Source organism: Ralstonia soli (assembly GCF_023955655.1).
Lineage (GTDB): Bacteria > Pseudomonadota > Gammaproteobacteria > Burkholderiales > Burkholderiaceae > Ralstonia > Ralstonia soli.
Window position 1 is genome coordinate 645,568 of record NZ_JAMXHT010000001.1, and the last position, 17,316, is coordinate 662,883.

A 17,316-nucleotide genomic window follows, 5' to 3' on the forward strand; every position below is an offset into this window, starting at 1 on the left:
CAGAAAGACTGGCGTGCGTGCGGATCAGGGTTTGGCGGCAGGGGTGCTCGTGCGCGGTGCTAGCACGGCGCGCACGCGGCCCGACGGGTTGGCGGCGGTGGTGTTCTCTGCGCCGCCGGAGGCCGTGTAGAACTCCTTCTGGCCGTCGTACGTGATGACCGCGCCGCGGATCTCGTCGAGCTGGGTGGCGCCCTGCAGGCGTTCCATGCGTGCGCGGCTGATCAGCTTCGAAATCTCCTGCTTGCCGTCGTATTCGATGCGCTCGGCCCAGCCTTGGATATATTCGTCGACGTTGTCGCGCTTCTGGCGGATGAAGGCCAGGTTGCCGGGCTTGGACGTGGCGATGGCGTAGTTGTAGCCCTCCGGGTCGGTGCGCAGATCGGCCTCGTCGGAGCGCAGCACCATGGTGCCCTTGGTCAGGACCACGTTGCCGGTCAGGTGGTAGACCTGCTTCAGATCGTCGTAGCTGGCGTTGTCGGCTTCGAGCACGAGCGGCTTGTCGCGGTCGGCGCGCTCGGCATGCGCGGTCAGGGCCGGGAGCAGCAGGGCAACGGCGATGGCAAGGCCGGCGGCGCGGAGGGAGTGGGTCATGGAGGTCAAGTCAGAGAAGAGCGCGGTCGATGGGCGTTTTCAGCTGCGGGGGTGAAGTCTACTGCTTCGGCGCCCCCAGCCCTTCGATTCGGCCGCGCACATTGCCCAGCAATTGTACTTGGCGCGTCACGTTATTGAAGGTGAGCCCGTTGGCGTTCATGATCGACGGGCCGCGGTGCAGCTCGACCGGCTTGTCGGTGCGCACGACGTCGTCGTTGAGCAGCACCTGGAAATAGGTCGAGTCGGCGGTCATCAGCGGGTCCTGGCGGGCGTCGGGCCCTTGCGCGCGGATGACCTTGGCGTTGTTGTACAGATCGATGATGGTGCCATCGCCGTTCATCTTGCCCAGGTCTGCGCGGGCCGTGACCTGCGGGCGGTCGGGCGCATACACGCGCAGCGCCGGGTACGTGACGTCGTAGGTCAGATCGTCCTCATAGTGGTTCATGTGGACGCCGGTGAAGCGGTATTTGGTCGTGCCGGTCTCATCCAGCGCGGTGGCCGAGACACCGTCCATGGTGTAGTCGGCGACGTGGCGCTTGGGCTGGTTGGCGGTTTCGTCAGCTTGCGGCGTGTTGACCTGCACGAGCAGGAAGGTGACGCCGCAGACGATCGCCATCAGCAGGATCGGCAGCCCGCGCAGCATCAACTGCATCACGGTGGAGACTAGGCGTTCGGAGCGTTCGCTGGCCATGTGGTCAGAAAGTTTGCGAGGCCTGCAGCACTTGCACGAGCAGGGCATCGTAGGCGCCTTGCGCCTTCAGGATCAGGTCGGCCACTTCGCGCACGGCGCCGCGTCCGCCCGTCGCCTGGGCGACGTAGTGGGCGCGGCTGCGCAGTTCGGCGTGAGCCTGGGCGGGGCAGGCGGCAAAGCCGACCATCGTCATCACCGGCAGGTCGGGCCAGTCGTCGCCCATGTAGCCGGCGTCGGCGGCCTGCAGTTCGGTGGCGGCCAGCAGATGGGCAAACGCCTCGCGCTTGTCGGCCACCCCTTGGTACAGATGTTCGATGCCGAGTTCCCCGGCGCGCCAGGCGACGATTTCGGATTGCCGCCCGGTGATGATGGCCGAGGGGATGCCGGCCTGCGCGAGCAGCTTGATGCCGTGGCCGTCCAGCGTGTCGAAGGCCTTGCTGATCTCACCCTCGGGTCCGACCAGCAGGCGGCCGTCGGTGAGCACGCCGTCCACGTCGAACACCATCAGGCGCACGCGGGCCGCGCGCTCCATCGCCTGCGGAAAGCGTGCGTCGATGTTGCTGTGGACGGTGTCGGTGGAGGACGGGGCTGGGTGCGTCATCAGCGGTTTGTCAGATGACCTTGGCGCGCGTCAGGTCGTGAATGTGCAGCGCGCCCACCAGCAGGCCGGCGGCATCAACCACCAGGAGTTGGTTGATGCGATGCGTTTCCATCACTTCGACGGCTTCCACGGCGAGCTGGTCGGGGCCGATCGAGCGCGGGTTGCGGTGCATGACCTCGTGGATCGGTACGGCGCGCCAGTCGCGCGGGGTTTCGAGCAGGCGGCGCAGGTCACCGTCGGTGAAGACGCCCACGGCGCGGCCGTCGGCATCGACCACGGCCGTCATCGCCATGCCCTTGCGGGTGATTTCCATCAGCGCCTGCGACAGCGGCGTGTCTTCGTTGACGCGCGGGATGGCCTCGCCGGCGCGCATGACGTCGCGCACGTGCGTCAGCAGCTTGCGGCCGAGCGAGCCGCCCGGATGCGAGCGCGCGAAATCGTCTGCGCCGAAGCCGCGCGCGTCGAGCACGGCCACGGCCAGCGCATCGCCCAGCGCGATCTGCGCAGTGGTGCTGGCGGTAGGGGCGAGGTTCAGCGGGCAGGCTTCCACGTCGACGTGCGAGTTGAGCACCACATCCGCATGTTTGCCGAGCGAGGACTCCGGGTTGCCCGTCACGGCGATCAGCTTGGCGCCCAGCCGCTTGACGAGCGGCAGGATGGCGTTCAGCTCGGAAACCTCGCCGGAATTGGAAAAGCCGATGAAGACGTCGTCGCGCGTGACCATGCCGAGATCGCCATGGCTCGCTTCAGCCGGGTGCACGAAGAAGGCCGGGGTGCCGGTCGAGGCCAGCGTGGCCGCGATCTTGCGCGCCACATGGCCCGATTTGCCCATGCCGGACACGACCACCCGGCCGGTGCAGCCGAGCACCATCTCGACCGCGCGCGCAAAGTCGGCGGACACCTGGGATTTGAGGCCGAGCACGGCTTGCGCTTCGATGTCGAAGGTCTGCTGGGCCAGCGCCAGCGCTCGATCCGGATTGAAATTCGCTATCATGGCGGCGAAGTATAACAACGATTGACACTGGCCCCCGGCCGCTTGCAGCGCGGTTTCGCATGCATCAGGGGCCGGGCTGCGGGGGAGTTTGCGGAGCGTACGGGCGCTTCGTTTGCTGCGCCGCGGCATTCGGCTTTCCAACCCCTTTTCTTCCCGTCGCCACGCCGTCATTTTTTGCTCTGCGGCGTCTCGCGTGTCACGCTCTTCGTATATACCCTGGCATCGGTCTTGCAGTGCGCCGCGTGCTGCGTGCGGCATGTTTGTCGCATGCACCGCCTTGGTGCGCGGGTGCCACCTGTCCTGTCCAACCTCTTTCGCCCGGTTTTTCGCGTCGCATGCATTCGCCGCTGGAACTCACCCTCGTGTTGTTGGCCGCCGCCGTGATTGGCGTGGTGCTGTTCCGCATGCTGCAACTGCCGCCGATGCTGGCCTACCTCGTGGTGGGCGTGCTGATCGGCCCGAAGGCGACGGGGCTGGAGTCTGATTCCGCCCAGACGCGCTACCTGGCCGAGTTCGGGGTGGTGTTCCTGATGTTCTCGATCGGGCTGGAGTTCAACCTCTCCAAGCTGCGGTCGATGCGGCGGCTGGTGCTGGGGCTGGGCGCGTCGCAGGTGGTGCTGACCATGCTGCTGACGATTCCGGTGTCGCTGCTGCTCTCACACTGGTATCCGCTGTCGTGGCAGGCGGGGCTCGCGCTGGGCGGCGCGCTGGCGATGTCGTCCACCGCCATCGTCTCGAAGATGCTGGCCGAGCGCCTGCAGCTGGAGACCGAGCACGGCCGCAACATCATCAGCGTGCTGCTGTTCCAGGACTTGGCGGTGGTGCTGCTGCTGATCGTGATTCCGTCGCTGGGCAAGAACCCGACGGACCTGGTGCTGGCGCTTTCCGTTGCCGCCCTGAAGATCACCGTGGCGCTGGTGCTGATCCTGTTCCTGGGGCAGAAGCTGCTGTCGCGCTGGTTCCATCTGGTGGCGGCGCGCCGCTCGCAGGAGCTGTTCATGCTGAACCTGCTGCTGGTGACGCTGGGCATGGCAGCGCTGACCGAGCGGCTGGGTTTGTCGATGGCGCTGGGTGCGTTTTTGGCCGGCATGCTGGTGTCGGAAACGCCGTACAAGCTGCAGGTGGAAGAAGACATCAAGCCGTTCCGCGACGTGCTGCTCGGCCTGTTCTTCGTGACGGTAGGCATGCTGCTGGACCCGCGCGTGGTGGTCGAGCACTGGGCGCTGGTGCTGGGGCTGGTGGCCGGGCCGGTGCTGTTCAAGTTCGTGCTGATCGCGTTGCTGGCGCGCGCCTTCGGCTCGGGCGGCGGCGCGGCGATTCGTACGGCACTGGGGCTGGCGCAGGCCGGTGAATTCGGCTTCGTGCTGCTCAACCAGATCGATGGCATGAAACTGATCGACCCGCTGCTCGGCCAGGCGATCCTGGCGGCGATGCTGCTGTCGATGCTGCTGGCACCGTTCCTCATTCAATACAGCGACGTGATCGCCATGCGGCTGTCGCGCACGGACTGGCTGATGCAATCGCTGGCGATGACGAAGATCGCCGCGCAGAGCATTGCCACCGAGCGCCACGTCATCATCTGCGGCTATGGGCGCAGCGGCCAGAACCTGGCGCACATGGTGGAGCAGGAGGGCATCGGCTACGTGGCGCTAGACCTCGACCCCGACCGCGTGCGCGATGCTGCGGCCGCCGGCGAACACGTGGTCTATGGCGATGCGGCGCGGCGCGAGTCGCTGGTGGCGGCTGGTATCCACCGCGCGGCGGCGGTTGCCATTACCTATGCCGATACGGCCTCAGCGCTGAAGGTGCTGCACCACGTGCAGGCGCTGGAGCCGACCCTGCCCGTGATCGTGCGCACGATCGACGATGCCGATCTGGACCGTCTGCAGCAGGCCGGCGCGACCGAGGTCGTCCCCGAGATCATCGAAGGGAGCCTGATGCTGGCCTCGCACGCGTTGGTGCTGCTGGGCGTGCCGCTGCGCCGCGTGGTGCGGCGTGCGCAGGAAATGCGTGATGCGCGTTACAGCCTGCTGCGCGGCTACTTCCACGGCCAGGATGACGAAGAAGACATGCTTGAGCGCGATGCCGTTCGGCTGCACTCGGTGCCGCTGGCCCAAGGCTCGCCGGCCATCGGGCGCAAGCTCGGCACGATGGGGCTGGAGACGTTCAAGACGTCAGTCACGGCGATCCGGCGCCAGGGGATACGCGCATTGGACCCTGATCCGGATACGGTGCTGGAGCAGGGCGATATTGTCGTGCTGCGCGGCACGCCCGAGGGCTTGCAGATGGCGGAAGAGCGGCTCTCGCCGCGCTGACGCCGATATGGGCGCCTATTTGATCAGCGCTTCCAGCAGCGGCCCACGCGAACGGCGCGGCGGCGGGACATCCGCCAGGTTGGGCGGCAAGCCTTCAAGCACCGCCGCTGCATCCAGCGAGCCGATCGATACCCGCGTGTCGGCGGGAATGCGCCCGTCCTGCTGCAGCATCAGGTAGCGCAGGCAGCACACCCGCAGGAACGAGGCGAAGTTCGCCACCTCGCCGCGCCGCTCGAACAGCTCGTCATAGAGCTTGCTGATGAGCTGGTTGACCGTCAGACCGTCGCGCTGGCCGATCTCTTCGAGCACCTCCCAGAACAGGCACTCCAGCCGCACGCTGGTCGCCACGCCGTGCAGGCGTAGCGAGCGCGCGAGGCTGTCGTACGAGTGGGGATTGGCGCGGATGAAGATTTCGCACATGACCGGGGCTCCTGAAGTGCCCGGTGGACGGGGCACCGGCGGGCAACCGGATCAGTGTAGAACCCGCGTGCCCAGGACTTCAAGAAACTGTGCCAGCCACGCCGGGTGGGCCGGCCACGCGGGCGCGGTGACCAGCTTGCCGTCGGTGTGGGCCTGATCGACGGGGATGTCCTTGAAAGTGCCGCCCGCTGCCGTGACTTCCGGGCCACACGCCGGATACGCCGAGCACGCCTTGCCTTCCAGCACGCCCGCCGCCGACAGCAATTGCGCACCGTGGCAGATGGCCGCGATGGGTTTGTCTGCCTGGGCGAAATGCTGAACGATCTCAAGCACGCGGGCGTTCAGGCGCAGGTACTCCGGCGCGCGGCCGCCGGGCACGACAAGTGCGTCATAGGCTGCCGGATCGACGTCGGCAAAGCTGGTGTTGAGGGTAAAGCGGTGGCCGGGCTTTTCGGAGTACGTCTGCGCGCCCTCGAAATCGTGGACGGCGGTGGCCACTGTTTCTCCGGCATGCTTGTCGGGGCACACGGCGTGCACCGTGTGGCCGACCATCTGCAGCGCCTGGAAAGGGACCATGACTTCGTAGTCTTCAACGTAGTCGCCGACCAGCATCAGAATCTTCTTCGCCATCACCGTGTCTCCTGTATGGTTGCAATCCGAGGTAACAACCGGCCCATTGTGGTTCGGTGCCCCTCGGCCCGGGTGGTAGCCCATTACCGCAGACCACGTTTTCCCTGCTTTTTTCGTTTGTTGCCATGAGCCAAGTCCCGCACCATCAGGCCGCGTTGCTGACGCCGTCGTCTATTCCCGCCTCGACCGAACTGGGTGACGTGTCGCGCTACCTGCGTGACCGCATCCGCACGGTGCCGGACTGGCCGCAAGCCGGCGTGATGTTCCGCGACATCACGCCGCTGTTGCAGGACCCGAAGAGCCTGCGCGTGCTGGTGGACGTGTTCGTGCATCGCTACATGGGGCAGGGGCTGAATCTGGTGGCGGGCATCGATGCGCGCGGGTTCATCCTCGGCTCGATCGTGGCGTATGAACTGAACCTGGGTTTCGTGCCGATCCGCAAGAAGGGCAAGCTGCCGTTCAACACGGTGGCCGAGGAGTACATGCTCGAATACGGCAGCGCGACAGTGGAGATCCACGCCGACGCCTGCAAGCCCGGCGACCGCGTCCTGCTGATCGACGACCTGATCGCCACGGGCGGCACCATGATGGCCGGCAAACGCCTGCTCGAACGCCTGGGCGCAACCGTGGTGGAGGGTGCGGCGATTGTCGACCTGCCCGAACTGGGCGGCTCGCGACTGCTGATCGAGGGCGGGCTGCCGTTGTTCACCGTCTGTCGCTTCGACGGCCACTGAGCGGCCATTCGGCCCGCGGAGCGATGCCTGCACTGCATACGCTCATGTGACAAAAATATGACGCTCTGCTGCCGCGCGCAGTAGGATGATCCTTTTCTTTTTTTGCGTTGACCAGGGAGGCGCCGATGCCACATGTGCTCTTGTTCCTGCTGACTTCGATCGCCATCACGGTGATGCCGGGGCCGGACAATCTGCAGGTGATCGCGCGCGGCGCGAGCCAGGGGCGCAGGGCGGGCCTGTCGGCGGCGGCAGGATTTGCATCGGGTTGCCTGTTCCACACGACGCTCGCCGCGCTGGGGCTGGCGGCGGTACTGCAATCGTCGCCGGTGGCGTTTCAGGCGATCCGCTGGCTGGGCGCGGCTTACCTGCTCTGGCTTGGCGTGCAGGCACTGCGCAGCAAGGGCAGTGGCCTGAAGAATGCTGGACCGCAGGCGGCGCCCGATCTGTGGCAGGTGTACCGTCAGAGCGTCTTCGCCAATCTGCTCAACCCGAAGGTGACGCTGTTCTTCGTGGTGTTCCTGCCGCAGTTCGTCGATTCGCAGGCGGGTCATGCCGCGCTGCAGATGCTGCTGCTGGGCGGCGTGTTCATGGCGCAGACCATCGTCGTGTTCAGCGTGTACGGCTGGTGCGCGGCGGCACTGGGCGGCTGGATGCGCCGCACGCCGCGCGCGTCGCTGTGGCTCGATCGGGTGAGCGGCTGCATCTTCATCGGGCTGGGCTTGCGCGTGGCGCTGACCAAATAACGCATCAACCAATCAACCCATAGACGCAACGCAATCGATGTACACGCTGCTCAAACTGCTCTCTGGCGTGGCCCTGCTGGTGTGGGGCACGCAGACCGTCAAGGTCGGCATGCTGCGCCTGTACGGCGCGGACTTGCGCCGCCTGCTGTCGCGCAGCGTGTCAAACCGGTTTTCTGCGCTGCTGGCCGGCATCGGCGTGACGTGCCTGGTGCAGAGCAGTAACGCCACAGCCACCATCGTCGGGGCGTTTGTTGCGCAGGGGCTGATGGGCGTGTCGTCGGCGCTGGCAATTTTGCTGGGCGCCAACGTCGGCACGGCCATCATGGCGCAGGTGTTTGCGCTGGACTTGTCATGGCTGTCGCCACTGCTGATCTTCTTTGGCGTGATCCTGCACCTGTCGCGCAAGGGCAGCGCGGTGGGGCACTTCGGGCGCGTGCTGATCGGCCTGGGGCTGATCATGATGGCGCTGGAGCTGATCTCAGTGGCGTCGAGCCCGATGGTGGAGGCCAACGCGCTGCGCGTGCTGCTGAGCTCCTTCTCGTCGGATACCGGGCTGAACATGCTGATCGGCGCGGTCCTCACGCTGCTGTGCTACTCGAGCCTGGCTGTGGTGCTGTTCTGCGCGACGCTGGCGACGTCCGCCGCAGTGTCGGTCAAGGTGGCGTTTGCCATCGTGCTGGGCGCCAACATCGGCAGTGCAGTGGCCGCGCTGGCGACCACGCCGTCTTCGAGCCAGGCCGCGCGCCGTGCAACGCTCGGCAATTTGCTCTCGCGCATGCTGGGCGCGGCGCTGGTGCTGCCCTTCCTGGACAAGCTGGCCGAACTCGCGCCGCATGCGGGCGTGGCGCTGCAGCACGTGGTGGTGGCGTTCCATGTGGTGTTCAACGTGGCGCTGGCGGTGCTGCTGATCGGCCTGACCGACCAGATGGCGCGGCTCTGCGCACGCATCCTGCCGGGCGGCGCACATATCGATGACCTGGTGGCGCCGCGCTATCTCGACCCCTCGGCGCTGGCCACGCCAACGTTGGCGCTGGGCAATGCCGCACGCGAGGTGCTGCGCATCGGTGATCGTGTCGAACACATGCTCGACAACACCCTGCGCGTGCTCAAGACCAACGACGTCCGCCTGCTGCAGACCACGCGTGCCATCGATGACGAGGTCGATGCGCTCTATACCGCCATCAAGCTCTATCTCACGCAGTTGAGCCACGAGGCGCTGGATGCGCGCGAAGGCAAGCGCTGGGCCGACATCATCTCGCTCACCATCAACCTGGAACACGCCGGCGACATTCTCGACCGCCTGCTGCAGGACGTGCGTGAGAAGAAGATCGCGCACAAGCTGGCGTTTTCCGAGGCTGGCATGGAAGAGCTGGAAGACATGCACGCGCGGCTCGTCATCAACCTCAAGCTCGCACTGTCGGTGTTCCTGACGGGCGACCTGCGCAGCGCGCAGAAGCTGATGCTGGAGAAAGCGCACTTCCGCGATCTGGAGAAACGGTACTCGCGCAGCCACCTCACACGCGTGTCGGCGCAGACGGCCGAGAGCATCGAGACCAGCTCGCTGCACCTGGACATCATCAGCGACTTCAAGCGGCTGAACTCGCTGTTCTGCGCGGCGGCGTACCCGGTGCTGGATGAGGCCGGGGCGCTGAACCGCAGCCGCATGAAGGACGCCGACGAAGTGCAGTCCGACGCCGAAACGGCTCCGATCAGCCAATAAAAAAGCGCAGCCGAAGCTGCGCTTTGTCGTGACGCGATCGCCGCGCTTAATTCCGCTTGAGCAGTGGCGCGAGGTACTTCCCGGTAAAACTCGCCTTGTTCTTCGCCACATCCTCCGGCGTGCCCTTGGCGATGATCTGCCCGCCGCCCGCACCGCCTTCCGGCCCCAGATCCAGCAGCCAGTCCGCCGTTTTGATCACATCAAGGTTGTGCTCGATGATGACGATCGTATTGCCGTGGTCGCGCAGCTTGTAGATGACCTTGAGCAGCAGCTCGATGTCGTGGAAGTGCAGACCGGTGGTCGGCTCATCCAGGATGTAGAGCGTGCGGCCGGTGTCGCGCTTCGATAGCTCCAACGACAACTTCACCCGCTGCGCTTCACCGCCCGAGAGCGTCGTCGCCGATTGCCCCAGGCGGATGTAGCCGAGGCCCACGTCGAGCAGCGTCTGCAGCTTGCGGCGCACCACCGGCACCGGCGCAAAAAATTCGTGCGCCTGCTCGACCGTCATCTCCAGCACTTCGGTGATGTTCTTGCCCTTGTAGAGCACCTCGAGCGTTTCGCGGTTGTAGCGCTTGCCGTGGCACACGTCGCAGGGCACGTACACGTCGGGCAGGAAGTGCATCTCAACCTTCAGCACGCCGTCACCCTGGCAGGCCTCGCAGCGACCGCCCTTGACGTTGAACGAGAAGCGGCCTGGGTCGTACCCGCGCTCCTTGGCCGACGGCACGCCGGCAAACAACTCGCGGATCGGCGTGAACAGCCCCGTGTAGGTCGCCGGGTTCGAGCGCGGCGTACGCCCGATCGGGGATTGATCGACGTTGATGACCTTGTCGAAATGCTCCAACCCGTCGATACGATCGTGCGCCGCCGGCTCGGGCGTGGAGCCGTACAGATGCCGCGCCACCGCGTGATACAGCGTGTCGTTGATCAGCGTCGACTTGCCCGAGCCCGACACACCCGTAATGCAGGTCAGCAGCCCGATGGGGATCTCCGCCGACACATTCTTCAGGTTGTTGCCCGTGGCGTTGATGATGCGCAGCCAGCGTTCGTCATCCGGCGCGGTGCGCTGCTTGGGCACCTCGATGCGGCGCTTGCCCGACAGGTAGTCGCCCGTGAGCGACGCGGGCGATTGCTCGATCTGCTTCGGTGTGCCCTCCGCAATGATCTGTCCGCCGTGCACGCCGGCGCCGGGGCCGATGTCGACCACGTAGTCCGACGCGCGGATCATGTCTTCATCGTGCTCGACCACCAGCACCGAGTTGCCGAGGTCCCGCAGGTGCTTGAGCGTGCCGATCAGGCGATCGTTGTCGCGCTGGTGCAGGCCGATGGAGGGCTCGTCCAGCACGTACATCACGCCGGTCAGCCCCGAGCCGATTTGCGACGCCAAGCGAATACGCTGCGCCTCGCCGCCCGAGAGCGTATCGGCGCTGCGCTCCAGCGACAGGTAATCCAGCCCGACGTTGTTCAGGAAGTTCAGGCGCGCGCTGATCTCCTTGACGATCTTGTCGGCGATCTCGCGCTTGGCGCCGTGCATGTTCAGCGTCAGGAAATACGTGAGCGCGTCGCGCAGCGGCCACCCGTTGATCTCGTAGATGCCGCGCGCCTGGTCGGCCTCGCCGATCTTGACGAAGCGCGCCTCACGGCGCAGGCGGGTGCCGTGGCATTCCGGGCAGGGCTGGTTGTTCTGGTACTTGGCCAGCTCTTCGCGCACGGCGATGGAGTCGGTCTCTTTGTAGCGCCGCTCCAGGTTGGGGATGATCCCCTCGAACGCGTGCTCGCGCACCGTGGTCTTGCCGCGCTCGTTGATGTACGTGAACGGAATCTGCTGCTTGCCCGAGCCGTGCAGCACGATCTGCTGGATTTCGGCCGGCAGGTCTTCAAACGCGACATCGATGTCGACGTCATAGAAGGCCGCCAGGCTCTGCAGCATTTGGAAGTAGAACTGGTTGCGGCGGTCCCACCCCTTGATGGCGCCCGAGGCCAGCGATAGATTCGGGAAGGCCACCACGCGCTTCGGATCGAAGAAGGTGATCTGGCCCAGGCCGTCGCAATGCGGGCACGCGCCCATCGGGTTGTTGAACGAGAAGAGGCGCGGCTCCAGCTCCTGCAGCGAATACGAGCAGATCGGGCAGGCGAACTTGGAGCTGAAACCGTGCTCCTTGCCGGTGTCCATTTCCAGCGCGATGGCGCGGCCGTCGGCCAGGCGCAGCGCGGTTTCGAACGATTCGGCCAGGCGTTGCTTGAGTTCCGGATTGACCTTCACGCGGTCGACCACGACCTCGATCGAATGCTTGTCGTTCTTCTTCAGCGTGGGCAGGTTGTCGACCTCGTAGACCTTCGCTTCCGCCTCGTGTGCGGTGCCGCCGCCCGAGCGGATGCGAAAGCGCACGAAACCCTGCGCCTGCATCGCTTCAAACAGGTCGACGTGCTCTCCCTTGCGGTTGGCCACCACGGGCGCCAGGATCATCAGCTTGGTGTCGGCCGGCAGCGCCAGCACGGCATCGACCATCTGCGACACGCTCTGCGCTTCCAGCGGCTGGCCGTGGTCGGGACAGTAGGGCGTGCCGGCGCGGGCGTACAACAGACGCAGGTAGTCGTGGATCTCGGTAACCGTGCCCACCGTCGAGCGCGGGTTGTGGCTCGTGGCCTTCTGCTCGATGGAAATGGCAGGCGACAACCCTTCGATCAGGTCCACGTCGGGCTTTTCCATCAGCTGCAGGAACTGCCGGGCATACGCCGAGAGCGACTCCACGTAGCGCCGCTGCCCCTCCGCATACAGCGTGTCGAACGCGAGCGACGACTTGCCCGACCCCGAAAGCCCGGTGATCACGATCAGCTGATTGCGCGGCAGATCGAGGTTGATGTTCTTCAGGTTGTGGGTACGGGCCCCACGAATCTTGATTTCGTCCATGTGCGGCTGAATGCGGCTCAATGCAGCGTCGGAGCGCGGACCGCCTGCGGCAATCGGCGGGAGGGGTGAAAAAGGGTAAGCCTGCTAATATACCGAACTTCGGTTTTGCGGGTATCCGCCCCCAGATGGGGCAATCTGCAAATCGGTTCAAGTGTCCTTGCCGCCGCTTTTTTGCGGCGGTTTCCGCACCATGTCTTCCGCCTCCCCATCCATGACTTCCGCTTCCGGCCGCATGACCGGCCTTGAGCTGCGCGCCGCCGCTTCGCTGGCCGGCATCTTCGCGCTGCGCATGTTGGGTCTGTTCATGATCATGCCGGTCTTCGCGGTGTTCGCGAAAACGCTGCCGGACGGCAACAACACCCAGCTCGTCGCTTTTGCCATCGGCGTGTACGGCCTGACGCAGGCCGTGCTCTATATCCCGTACGGCTGGCTGTCGGACCGCTTCGGGCGCAAGCCCGTCATCGTGACGGGCCTGGTGATCTTTGCGGTGGGCAGCCTGGTGGCGGCGTTTTCGCACAGCGTGGCGGGCATCGCCGTCGGGCGGGCCATCCAGGGCGCCGGAGCAATTTCGTCAGCGGTCATCGCCTTCGTGGCGGATCTGACGCGAGAAGAACATCGCACCAAGGCCATGGCCATGATTGGCGGCAGCATTGGCCTGTCGTTTGCCGTGGCCATCGTGAGCGCGCCGGTCATCTTCCGCTGGGTCGGCATGCCGGGCATGTTCACGGCGATCGGCGTGCTGGCCATCGTCGCCATCGGCGTGGTGCTGTGGGTGGTACCGAACCCGCCGCGCCCGCCCGAGCATGTGAAAGCCCCGTTCCGTGAAGTGCTGCGCAACCCCGAGTTGCTGCGCCTGAATTTTGGCGTGTTCGCCTTGCATGCCACGCAGACCGCGCTGTTCGTCGTGCTGCCGCACATGCTGGAAGCCGCCGGTCTACCGGTCGATTCGCACTGGAAGGTGTACCTGCCGGTGATGGGCGTGTCGTTCGTGCTGATGGTGCCGGCCATCATCGCCGCGGAAAAGCGCGGCAAGATGAAGATCGTGCTGCTGTCGGCCGTGGCGCTGGTGATGGTGGCCCAACTGGCGCTGGGCGAGGTGCATCCGACGCTCACCGCGCTGGCGCTTGCGCTACTGGTGTATTTCCTGGGCTTCAACGTGCTGGAGGCCTCGCAGCCGTCGCTGGTGTCGAAGTACGCGCCGGGTGTGCGCAAGGGCGCGGCCATGGGCGTGTACAACACGACGCAGGCGCTGGGGCTGTTTGCAGGCGGTGCGGGCGGCGGCTGGATTTTGCTGCACGCAGGGCAGAGCGCGGTGTTCTTCACATGCGCCGGGCTGGCCTTGGCTTGGCTTATAATCGCGAGCCCCATGCAGATGCCGACGTTGCGTCGACACTAAACCGGGCCTACGGCGGCATCACTCAACCTACCTTCGGAAACTCATCATGGCGTCCGTCAACAAAGTCATCATCGTCGGCAATCTCGGCGCCGATCCTGAAACGCGTTACATGCCCAGCGGCGACGCCGTCACCAACATCCGCGTGGCGACCACCGACCGCTACAAGGACAAGGCCAGCGGCGAAATGAAGGAAGCCACCGAGTGGCACCGCATTGCCTTCTTCGGCCGCCTGGCTGAAATCGCCGGCGAATACCTGAAGAAGGGTTCGTCGGTCTACATCGAGGGCCGCCTCAAGACCCGTCAATGGGAAAAGGACGGCCAGAAGCAATACAGCACCGAAATCGTCGCAGACCAAATGCAGATGCTCGGCGGCCGCGGTGGTGAGGGCGGCGGTGGCCAAGGTGGCGGTGGTGGCTACTCGCGCGGCGGCGAAGGCGGTGGCGGTGGTGGTTACGGCGGTGGCCGCAGCCAAGGCCAGGGCGGTGGCGGTGGCTACTCGCGCGGCGGCGAAGGCGGTGGTGGTCAGGGCGGCGGTGCGCGCCGTCAACCGGCGCCGTCAAATGGCTTCGAGGATATGGACGACGATATTCCGTTCTGAGTCCGTCTCACCAGACAACAAAAAACCCGGCAGTCCGCCAAGGACGCCGGGTTTTTTGTTTGGGTGCCGCCGTGCCGCGGTGTTCTGAGCCGGTCAGTTGTTCGAGCAGGGCTTGTTGAATACATGCTTGACGCCGCACTTGGTGGCGTGCGCAGCGTCCCGGAAGCCGTGGCCGACGGTGCGGGCGCCGTTGGCGGTGGCATGGCCGACGGCCTTCGCTCCATCCCGCGTGGCGTGGCCCACCGCTTTCGTGCCGTCACGCGCGGCGTGGCCAGTTTTCTTTGCGGCGTCCTTGGTACCTTGCTTGATGTCCTGCTTCATTTCCGTCAGGTCGGCGTGTGCAACAGGGCTCAGGAGTGCCAGCATCAGCGTGGCGGACAGGAACAGGCGGCTTTTCACGGCAGACATCCTTTCAATCGGGTTCAGACGGCAGAGGCATCGAGCACCACGGCGGCGCGGCCCGTCAACAGGATGCGCGCACCGTCGCGCACGGTAAAGCAATACAACATGTTGTTACCGTCGCCGCCGATGCGTTCGGCTTCGACGTCCAGCAGCGCATCGACCGTATCGAGCCGGGCGACATGGGCCTCAACGCCACGCACGCTGGCGAGAAACCCGGCGCGCGGGCGCTGCTGCGTGGCGTCGCACAGGGCGCCGTGCACGGCCATTGCCTGCGCGGCGTATTCGATGCCGCAGACGGCTGCCAGTTGGTCGTGCGAGCGCAGCGGGTTGGCCGGATCGCGGTGGCTCGTGGCGGTGCAGTGGATGTGCGTGTTGCTCCAGGAGACGACCGCATCCAGCAGGCACATGGCGCCGCTGTGCGGAATGCGTGCGGCGATCCAGTCGCGATCTAGCGGCGGCGATGGCTGGGCTTGCAGGTTCATGGCGTGCCGACGGGCTCGCTGAATTGGCCCGACGCATCCGGCAGGGCGATGTCCACCTGCACTCGCGTGTCCGGCAGATAGTCGAGCGCGACGCGGGTGGCGCGCGGCGCGGCCAGCGCCTCCAGCAGCGGCAGCACGCGGGCGGCGGCGTTGCCGCGCCACAGCGTTTGCAGTTCGGCGTGTGCCGGTGCGGTGGCGGGCGCCTCGGTGAGCACGACATCGATGCGCGCGAGTGTGCGCACGCTGGGCTCGGGCGTGAGCACCAGCGCCACCGCAAACGCATCGGGCACCGGGCGCACGGCATGCAGCGGCTCGGGATATTCGCCGTCGTACGCAACCAGCAGGACCGGTGTCGCGTCGATCGTGACCTGGCAGAGGCCATCCAGCAGGCCCGCGGCGAAACTGCCATCGTGCGCGCACAGCACGTTCGACGGTGCCATCGCTTGCGTGGCGATGCTCCAGTAGCCGGCCGGCGCGTTGTGCACGGAGTTGTGGAAGCGCGTGGGCGAGAGCTTGCGATCGTCGCTCGCCAGGGTTTCGCAGATCGCGTGGCAGTTCTGCCCATCCCCGCCCGAGGAGGTGAACACGGCGGCCAGGGTGGCGGCATCGCGCCCGCTGCCGGCCACGGCTTCGTGGCCGACCGCCAGCGCCAGCTTGACGACCGGCCCTGTTCTACGGCGCTCGACTGAGGGCAGACCGGCGGGCGGCGGCAGCTCGGTCGGCGCATGCGCATAGGGCGTGCGGTCAGCAAGCACATCGGCGGTGCGCGGCCAATTCGGCAGGCCCGGTCCGAGCACGCCGATGCTTTCGATGAAGGCGCTCAGTCGAGTCATGACGACAGGCCCAGGGTGTCCAGTTGATCGGCACGGCCGAAGACCAGGCTGCAGTTTGTGCCGCCAAAACCGAAGGCGTTGCTCAGCGCGGTGCGCACGCGTGCGTCGCGGCTGGTGGTCAGGTAGTTGACGCCCAGCGCCAGGTCGGGTTGTGTGGTGTTGATGCCGGCGGGCAGCAATTGATGCCGCAGCGCCAGCATAGTGATGACTGCTTCCAATGCCCCGGCTGCGCCCAGCGTATGGCCGGTCGCGCCCTTGGTCGAACTGCTTGGAGGGGCAGATGCGGTACCGTCGAACAGCGCGTGAATGGCGCGGGCCTCCGCCGCGTCGTTGCTGGGCGTGCCGGTGCCGTGCAGGTTGATGTAGTCGATGTCCGAAGCGGCAAGGCCGCTGCTGGCCAGCGCTTGCGCCATCGCCGCGCGTGCGCCCAGCCCATCCGGATGCGGCGACGACATGTGATGCGCGTCGCTCGATTCACCGATGCCCAGCAGCAGGATTGCGTTGTCGTCCAGCGCGCCGTCAGCTTCGGGTGCGCGCTCCAGCAGCGCAAAGGCTGCCGCCTCGCCGATCGAGATGCCGTCGCGCGCCACGTCGTACGGACGGCATGGTTGCCGCGACAGCAACTCCAGCGAGTTGAACCCGTACAGCGCAGTCAGGCACAGCGAATCGACACCGCCCACCACCGCCGCATCGATCAGCCCCGCAGCCAGCATGCGCCGCGCCGATGCAAACACCTTGGCCCCGGACGAACACGCCGACGAGATCGCCATGGCCGGCCCGCCGAGCCCGAAATACGCCCGCACGAACGCGGCGGGCGAGTAGATGTTGTGCGTTTGCGCGTACCGGAAATCGCCCGGCAGCGCGCCCGTCTGTGGATCGCGGTGCTGGTAGGCGTGTTCCGTTTCGAGAATGCCCGACGTGCTGGTGCCCACGAACACGCCGATGCGCTTGGCACCGTAGCGCGCCTTGGCGGCCTCGACGCGTTCGGCAAAGCCGTCCTGCGCCAGGCCGATCTGGGCGAGGCGGTGGTTGCGGCAATCGAACGCCGCCAGGTCTGCGCGCATCGGCTCGGCGTCGACGCCGTCGACCGCACCGATCCACGTGTCGAGATCAGCCCGCGGGAAGTCGCATGGCGCAAGGCCGCCTCGTTGCCCGCGCAACGCATCCAGCGTGGCGTCGAGGCCACGTCCGAGACAACTGGTGGCGGTGAAATGCGTGAGCAGTAAGGGCTTCACGGGGGCGGCGTCGAGATGAT

At 66.1% G+C, this 17,316-nt stretch carries 17 protein-coding genes; 6 read left to right on the forward strand and 11 right to left on the reverse strand.

What is annotated here, in order from left to right:
• Positions 1-24: 24 nt before the first annotated feature.
• From lptA to NG900_RS03045, 4 genes are read right to left on the reverse strand one after another with little or no spacing between them, the layout of a single operon-like run.
• A complete protein-coding gene (lptA, locus tag NG900_RS03030; RefSeq protein ID WP_252676546.1) occupies positions 25-591 on the reverse strand; it encodes a lipopolysaccharide transport periplasmic protein LptA in 567 nt (188 codons plus the stop codon).
• A gap of 58 nt (positions 592-649) precedes the next feature.
• Positions 650-1,282 carry an LPS export ABC transporter periplasmic protein LptC gene (gene lptC, locus NG900_RS03035; protein WP_252676547.1) on the reverse strand — a complete coding sequence of 211 codons (633 nt, stop codon included), beginning with the start codon at positions 1,280-1,282 and terminating at the stop codon, positions 650-652.
• Between the two features lie 4 nt (positions 1,283-1,286).
• Positions 1,287-1,883 carry a KdsC family phosphatase gene (locus NG900_RS03040; RefSeq protein ID WP_252676549.1) on the reverse strand — a complete coding sequence of 199 codons (597 nt, stop codon included), beginning with the start codon at positions 1,881-1,883 and terminating at the stop codon, positions 1,287-1,289.
• Between the two features lie 10 nt (positions 1,884-1,893).
• Entirely contained in the window at positions 1,894-2,877 is a 984-nt protein-coding gene (locus NG900_RS03045) for a KpsF/GutQ family sugar-phosphate isomerase (RefSeq protein ID WP_252676551.1), read from the reverse strand.
• A gap of 335 nt (positions 2,878-3,212) precedes the next feature.
• On the opposite strand from NG900_RS03045, the gene NG900_RS03050 reads away from it, so the two are divergent.
• The gene (locus NG900_RS03050) at positions 3,213-5,192 is read left to right on the forward strand and encodes a monovalent cation:proton antiporter family protein (RefSeq protein WP_252676553.1); all 1,980 of its coding nucleotides are present in this window, start codon (positions 3,213-3,215) and stop codon (positions 5,190-5,192) included.
• A 15-nt stretch (positions 5,193-5,207) separates the two neighbouring features.
• Here the strand turns inward: NG900_RS03050 and NG900_RS03055 are convergent, their stop codons facing one another.
• Together NG900_RS03055 and NG900_RS03060 are read right to left on the reverse strand one after the other, a co-directional pair.
• On the reverse strand, positions 5,208-5,612 hold the full coding sequence (locus NG900_RS03055; RefSeq protein WP_252676555.1) for a ribbon-helix-helix domain-containing protein: 405 nt from the start codon (positions 5,610-5,612) through the stop codon (positions 5,208-5,210).
• A gap of 51 nt (positions 5,613-5,663) precedes the next feature.
• Entirely contained in the window at positions 5,664-6,242 is a 579-nt protein-coding gene (locus tag NG900_RS03060) for a DJ-1/PfpI family protein (protein ID WP_252676557.1), read from the reverse strand.
• Between the two features lie 125 nt (positions 6,243-6,367).
• Here NG900_RS03060 and NG900_RS03065 point away from each other — a divergent pair, with 125 nt between their 5' ends.
• The 3 genes from NG900_RS03065 to NG900_RS03075 all read left to right on the forward strand — a co-directional run bounded on the left by NG900_RS03065 (position 6,368) and on the right by NG900_RS03075 (position 9,439).
• Positions 6,368-6,976: an adenine phosphoribosyltransferase gene (locus NG900_RS03065; protein ID WP_252676559.1), complete on the forward strand. Its 609-nt coding sequence runs from the start codon at positions 6,368-6,370 to the stop codon at positions 6,974-6,976.
• Positions 6,977-7,101: 125 nt separating this feature from the next.
• Positions 7,102-7,719: a LysE family translocator gene (locus NG900_RS03070; protein WP_252676561.1), complete on the forward strand. Its 618-nt coding sequence runs from the start codon at positions 7,102-7,104 to the stop codon at positions 7,717-7,719.
• Positions 7,720-7,756: 37 nt separating this feature from the next.
• Positions 7,757-9,439: a Na/Pi cotransporter family protein gene (locus NG900_RS03075; protein WP_252676563.1), complete on the forward strand. Its 1,683-nt coding sequence runs from the start codon at positions 7,757-7,759 to the stop codon at positions 9,437-9,439.
• 46 nt (positions 9,440-9,485) lie between these two features.
• On the opposite strand, the gene uvrA is transcribed toward NG900_RS03075, so the two are convergent.
• Positions 9,486-12,350, reverse strand: a complete 2,865-nt coding sequence (gene uvrA / locus NG900_RS03080) for an excinuclease ABC subunit UvrA (RefSeq protein ID WP_252676565.1) — start codon at positions 12,348-12,350, stop codon at positions 9,486-9,488.
• Positions 12,351-12,582: 232 nt separating this feature from the next.
• Here uvrA and NG900_RS03085 point away from each other — a divergent pair, with 232 nt between their 5' ends.
• Positions 12,583-13,746: an MFS transporter gene (locus NG900_RS03085; protein ID WP_252676913.1), complete on the forward strand. Its 1,164-nt coding sequence runs from the start codon at positions 12,583-12,585 to the stop codon at positions 13,744-13,746.
• Positions 13,747-13,792: 46 nt separating this feature from the next.
• Positions 13,793-14,344 carry a single-stranded DNA-binding protein gene (locus tag NG900_RS03090; RefSeq protein ID WP_252676568.1) on the forward strand — a complete coding sequence of 184 codons (552 nt, stop codon included), beginning with the start codon at positions 13,793-13,795 and terminating at the stop codon, positions 14,342-14,344.
• A gap of 93 nt (positions 14,345-14,437) precedes the next feature.
• On the opposite strand, the gene NG900_RS03095 is transcribed toward NG900_RS03090, so the two are convergent.
• From NG900_RS03095 to NG900_RS03110, 4 genes are read right to left on the reverse strand one after another with little or no spacing between them, the layout of a single operon-like run.
• Entirely contained in the window at positions 14,438-14,743 is a 306-nt protein-coding gene (locus tag NG900_RS03095) for a hypothetical protein (RefSeq protein WP_420804115.1), read from the reverse strand.
• Between the two features lie 23 nt (positions 14,744-14,766).
• Positions 14,767-15,228 (reverse strand): hotdog family protein, encoded by a 462-nt coding sequence (locus NG900_RS03100; protein WP_252676571.1) that lies wholly within the window; start codon positions 15,226-15,228, stop codon positions 14,767-14,769.
• Complete coding sequence (locus tag NG900_RS03105) at positions 15,225-16,061, reverse strand: beta-ketoacyl synthase chain length factor (protein WP_252676573.1); 837 nt, start codon at positions 16,059-16,061, stop codon at positions 15,225-15,227. Before NG900_RS03105 ends, NG900_RS03100 begins: the two co-directional genes overlap by 4 nt.
• The gene (locus NG900_RS03110) at positions 16,058-17,296 is read right to left on the reverse strand and encodes a beta-ketoacyl-[acyl-carrier-protein] synthase family protein (protein WP_252676575.1); all 1,239 of its coding nucleotides are present in this window, start codon (positions 17,294-17,296) and stop codon (positions 16,058-16,060) included. Before NG900_RS03110 ends, NG900_RS03105 begins: the two co-directional genes overlap by 4 nt.
• Between the last annotated feature and the right edge of the window lie 20 nt (positions 17,297-17,316).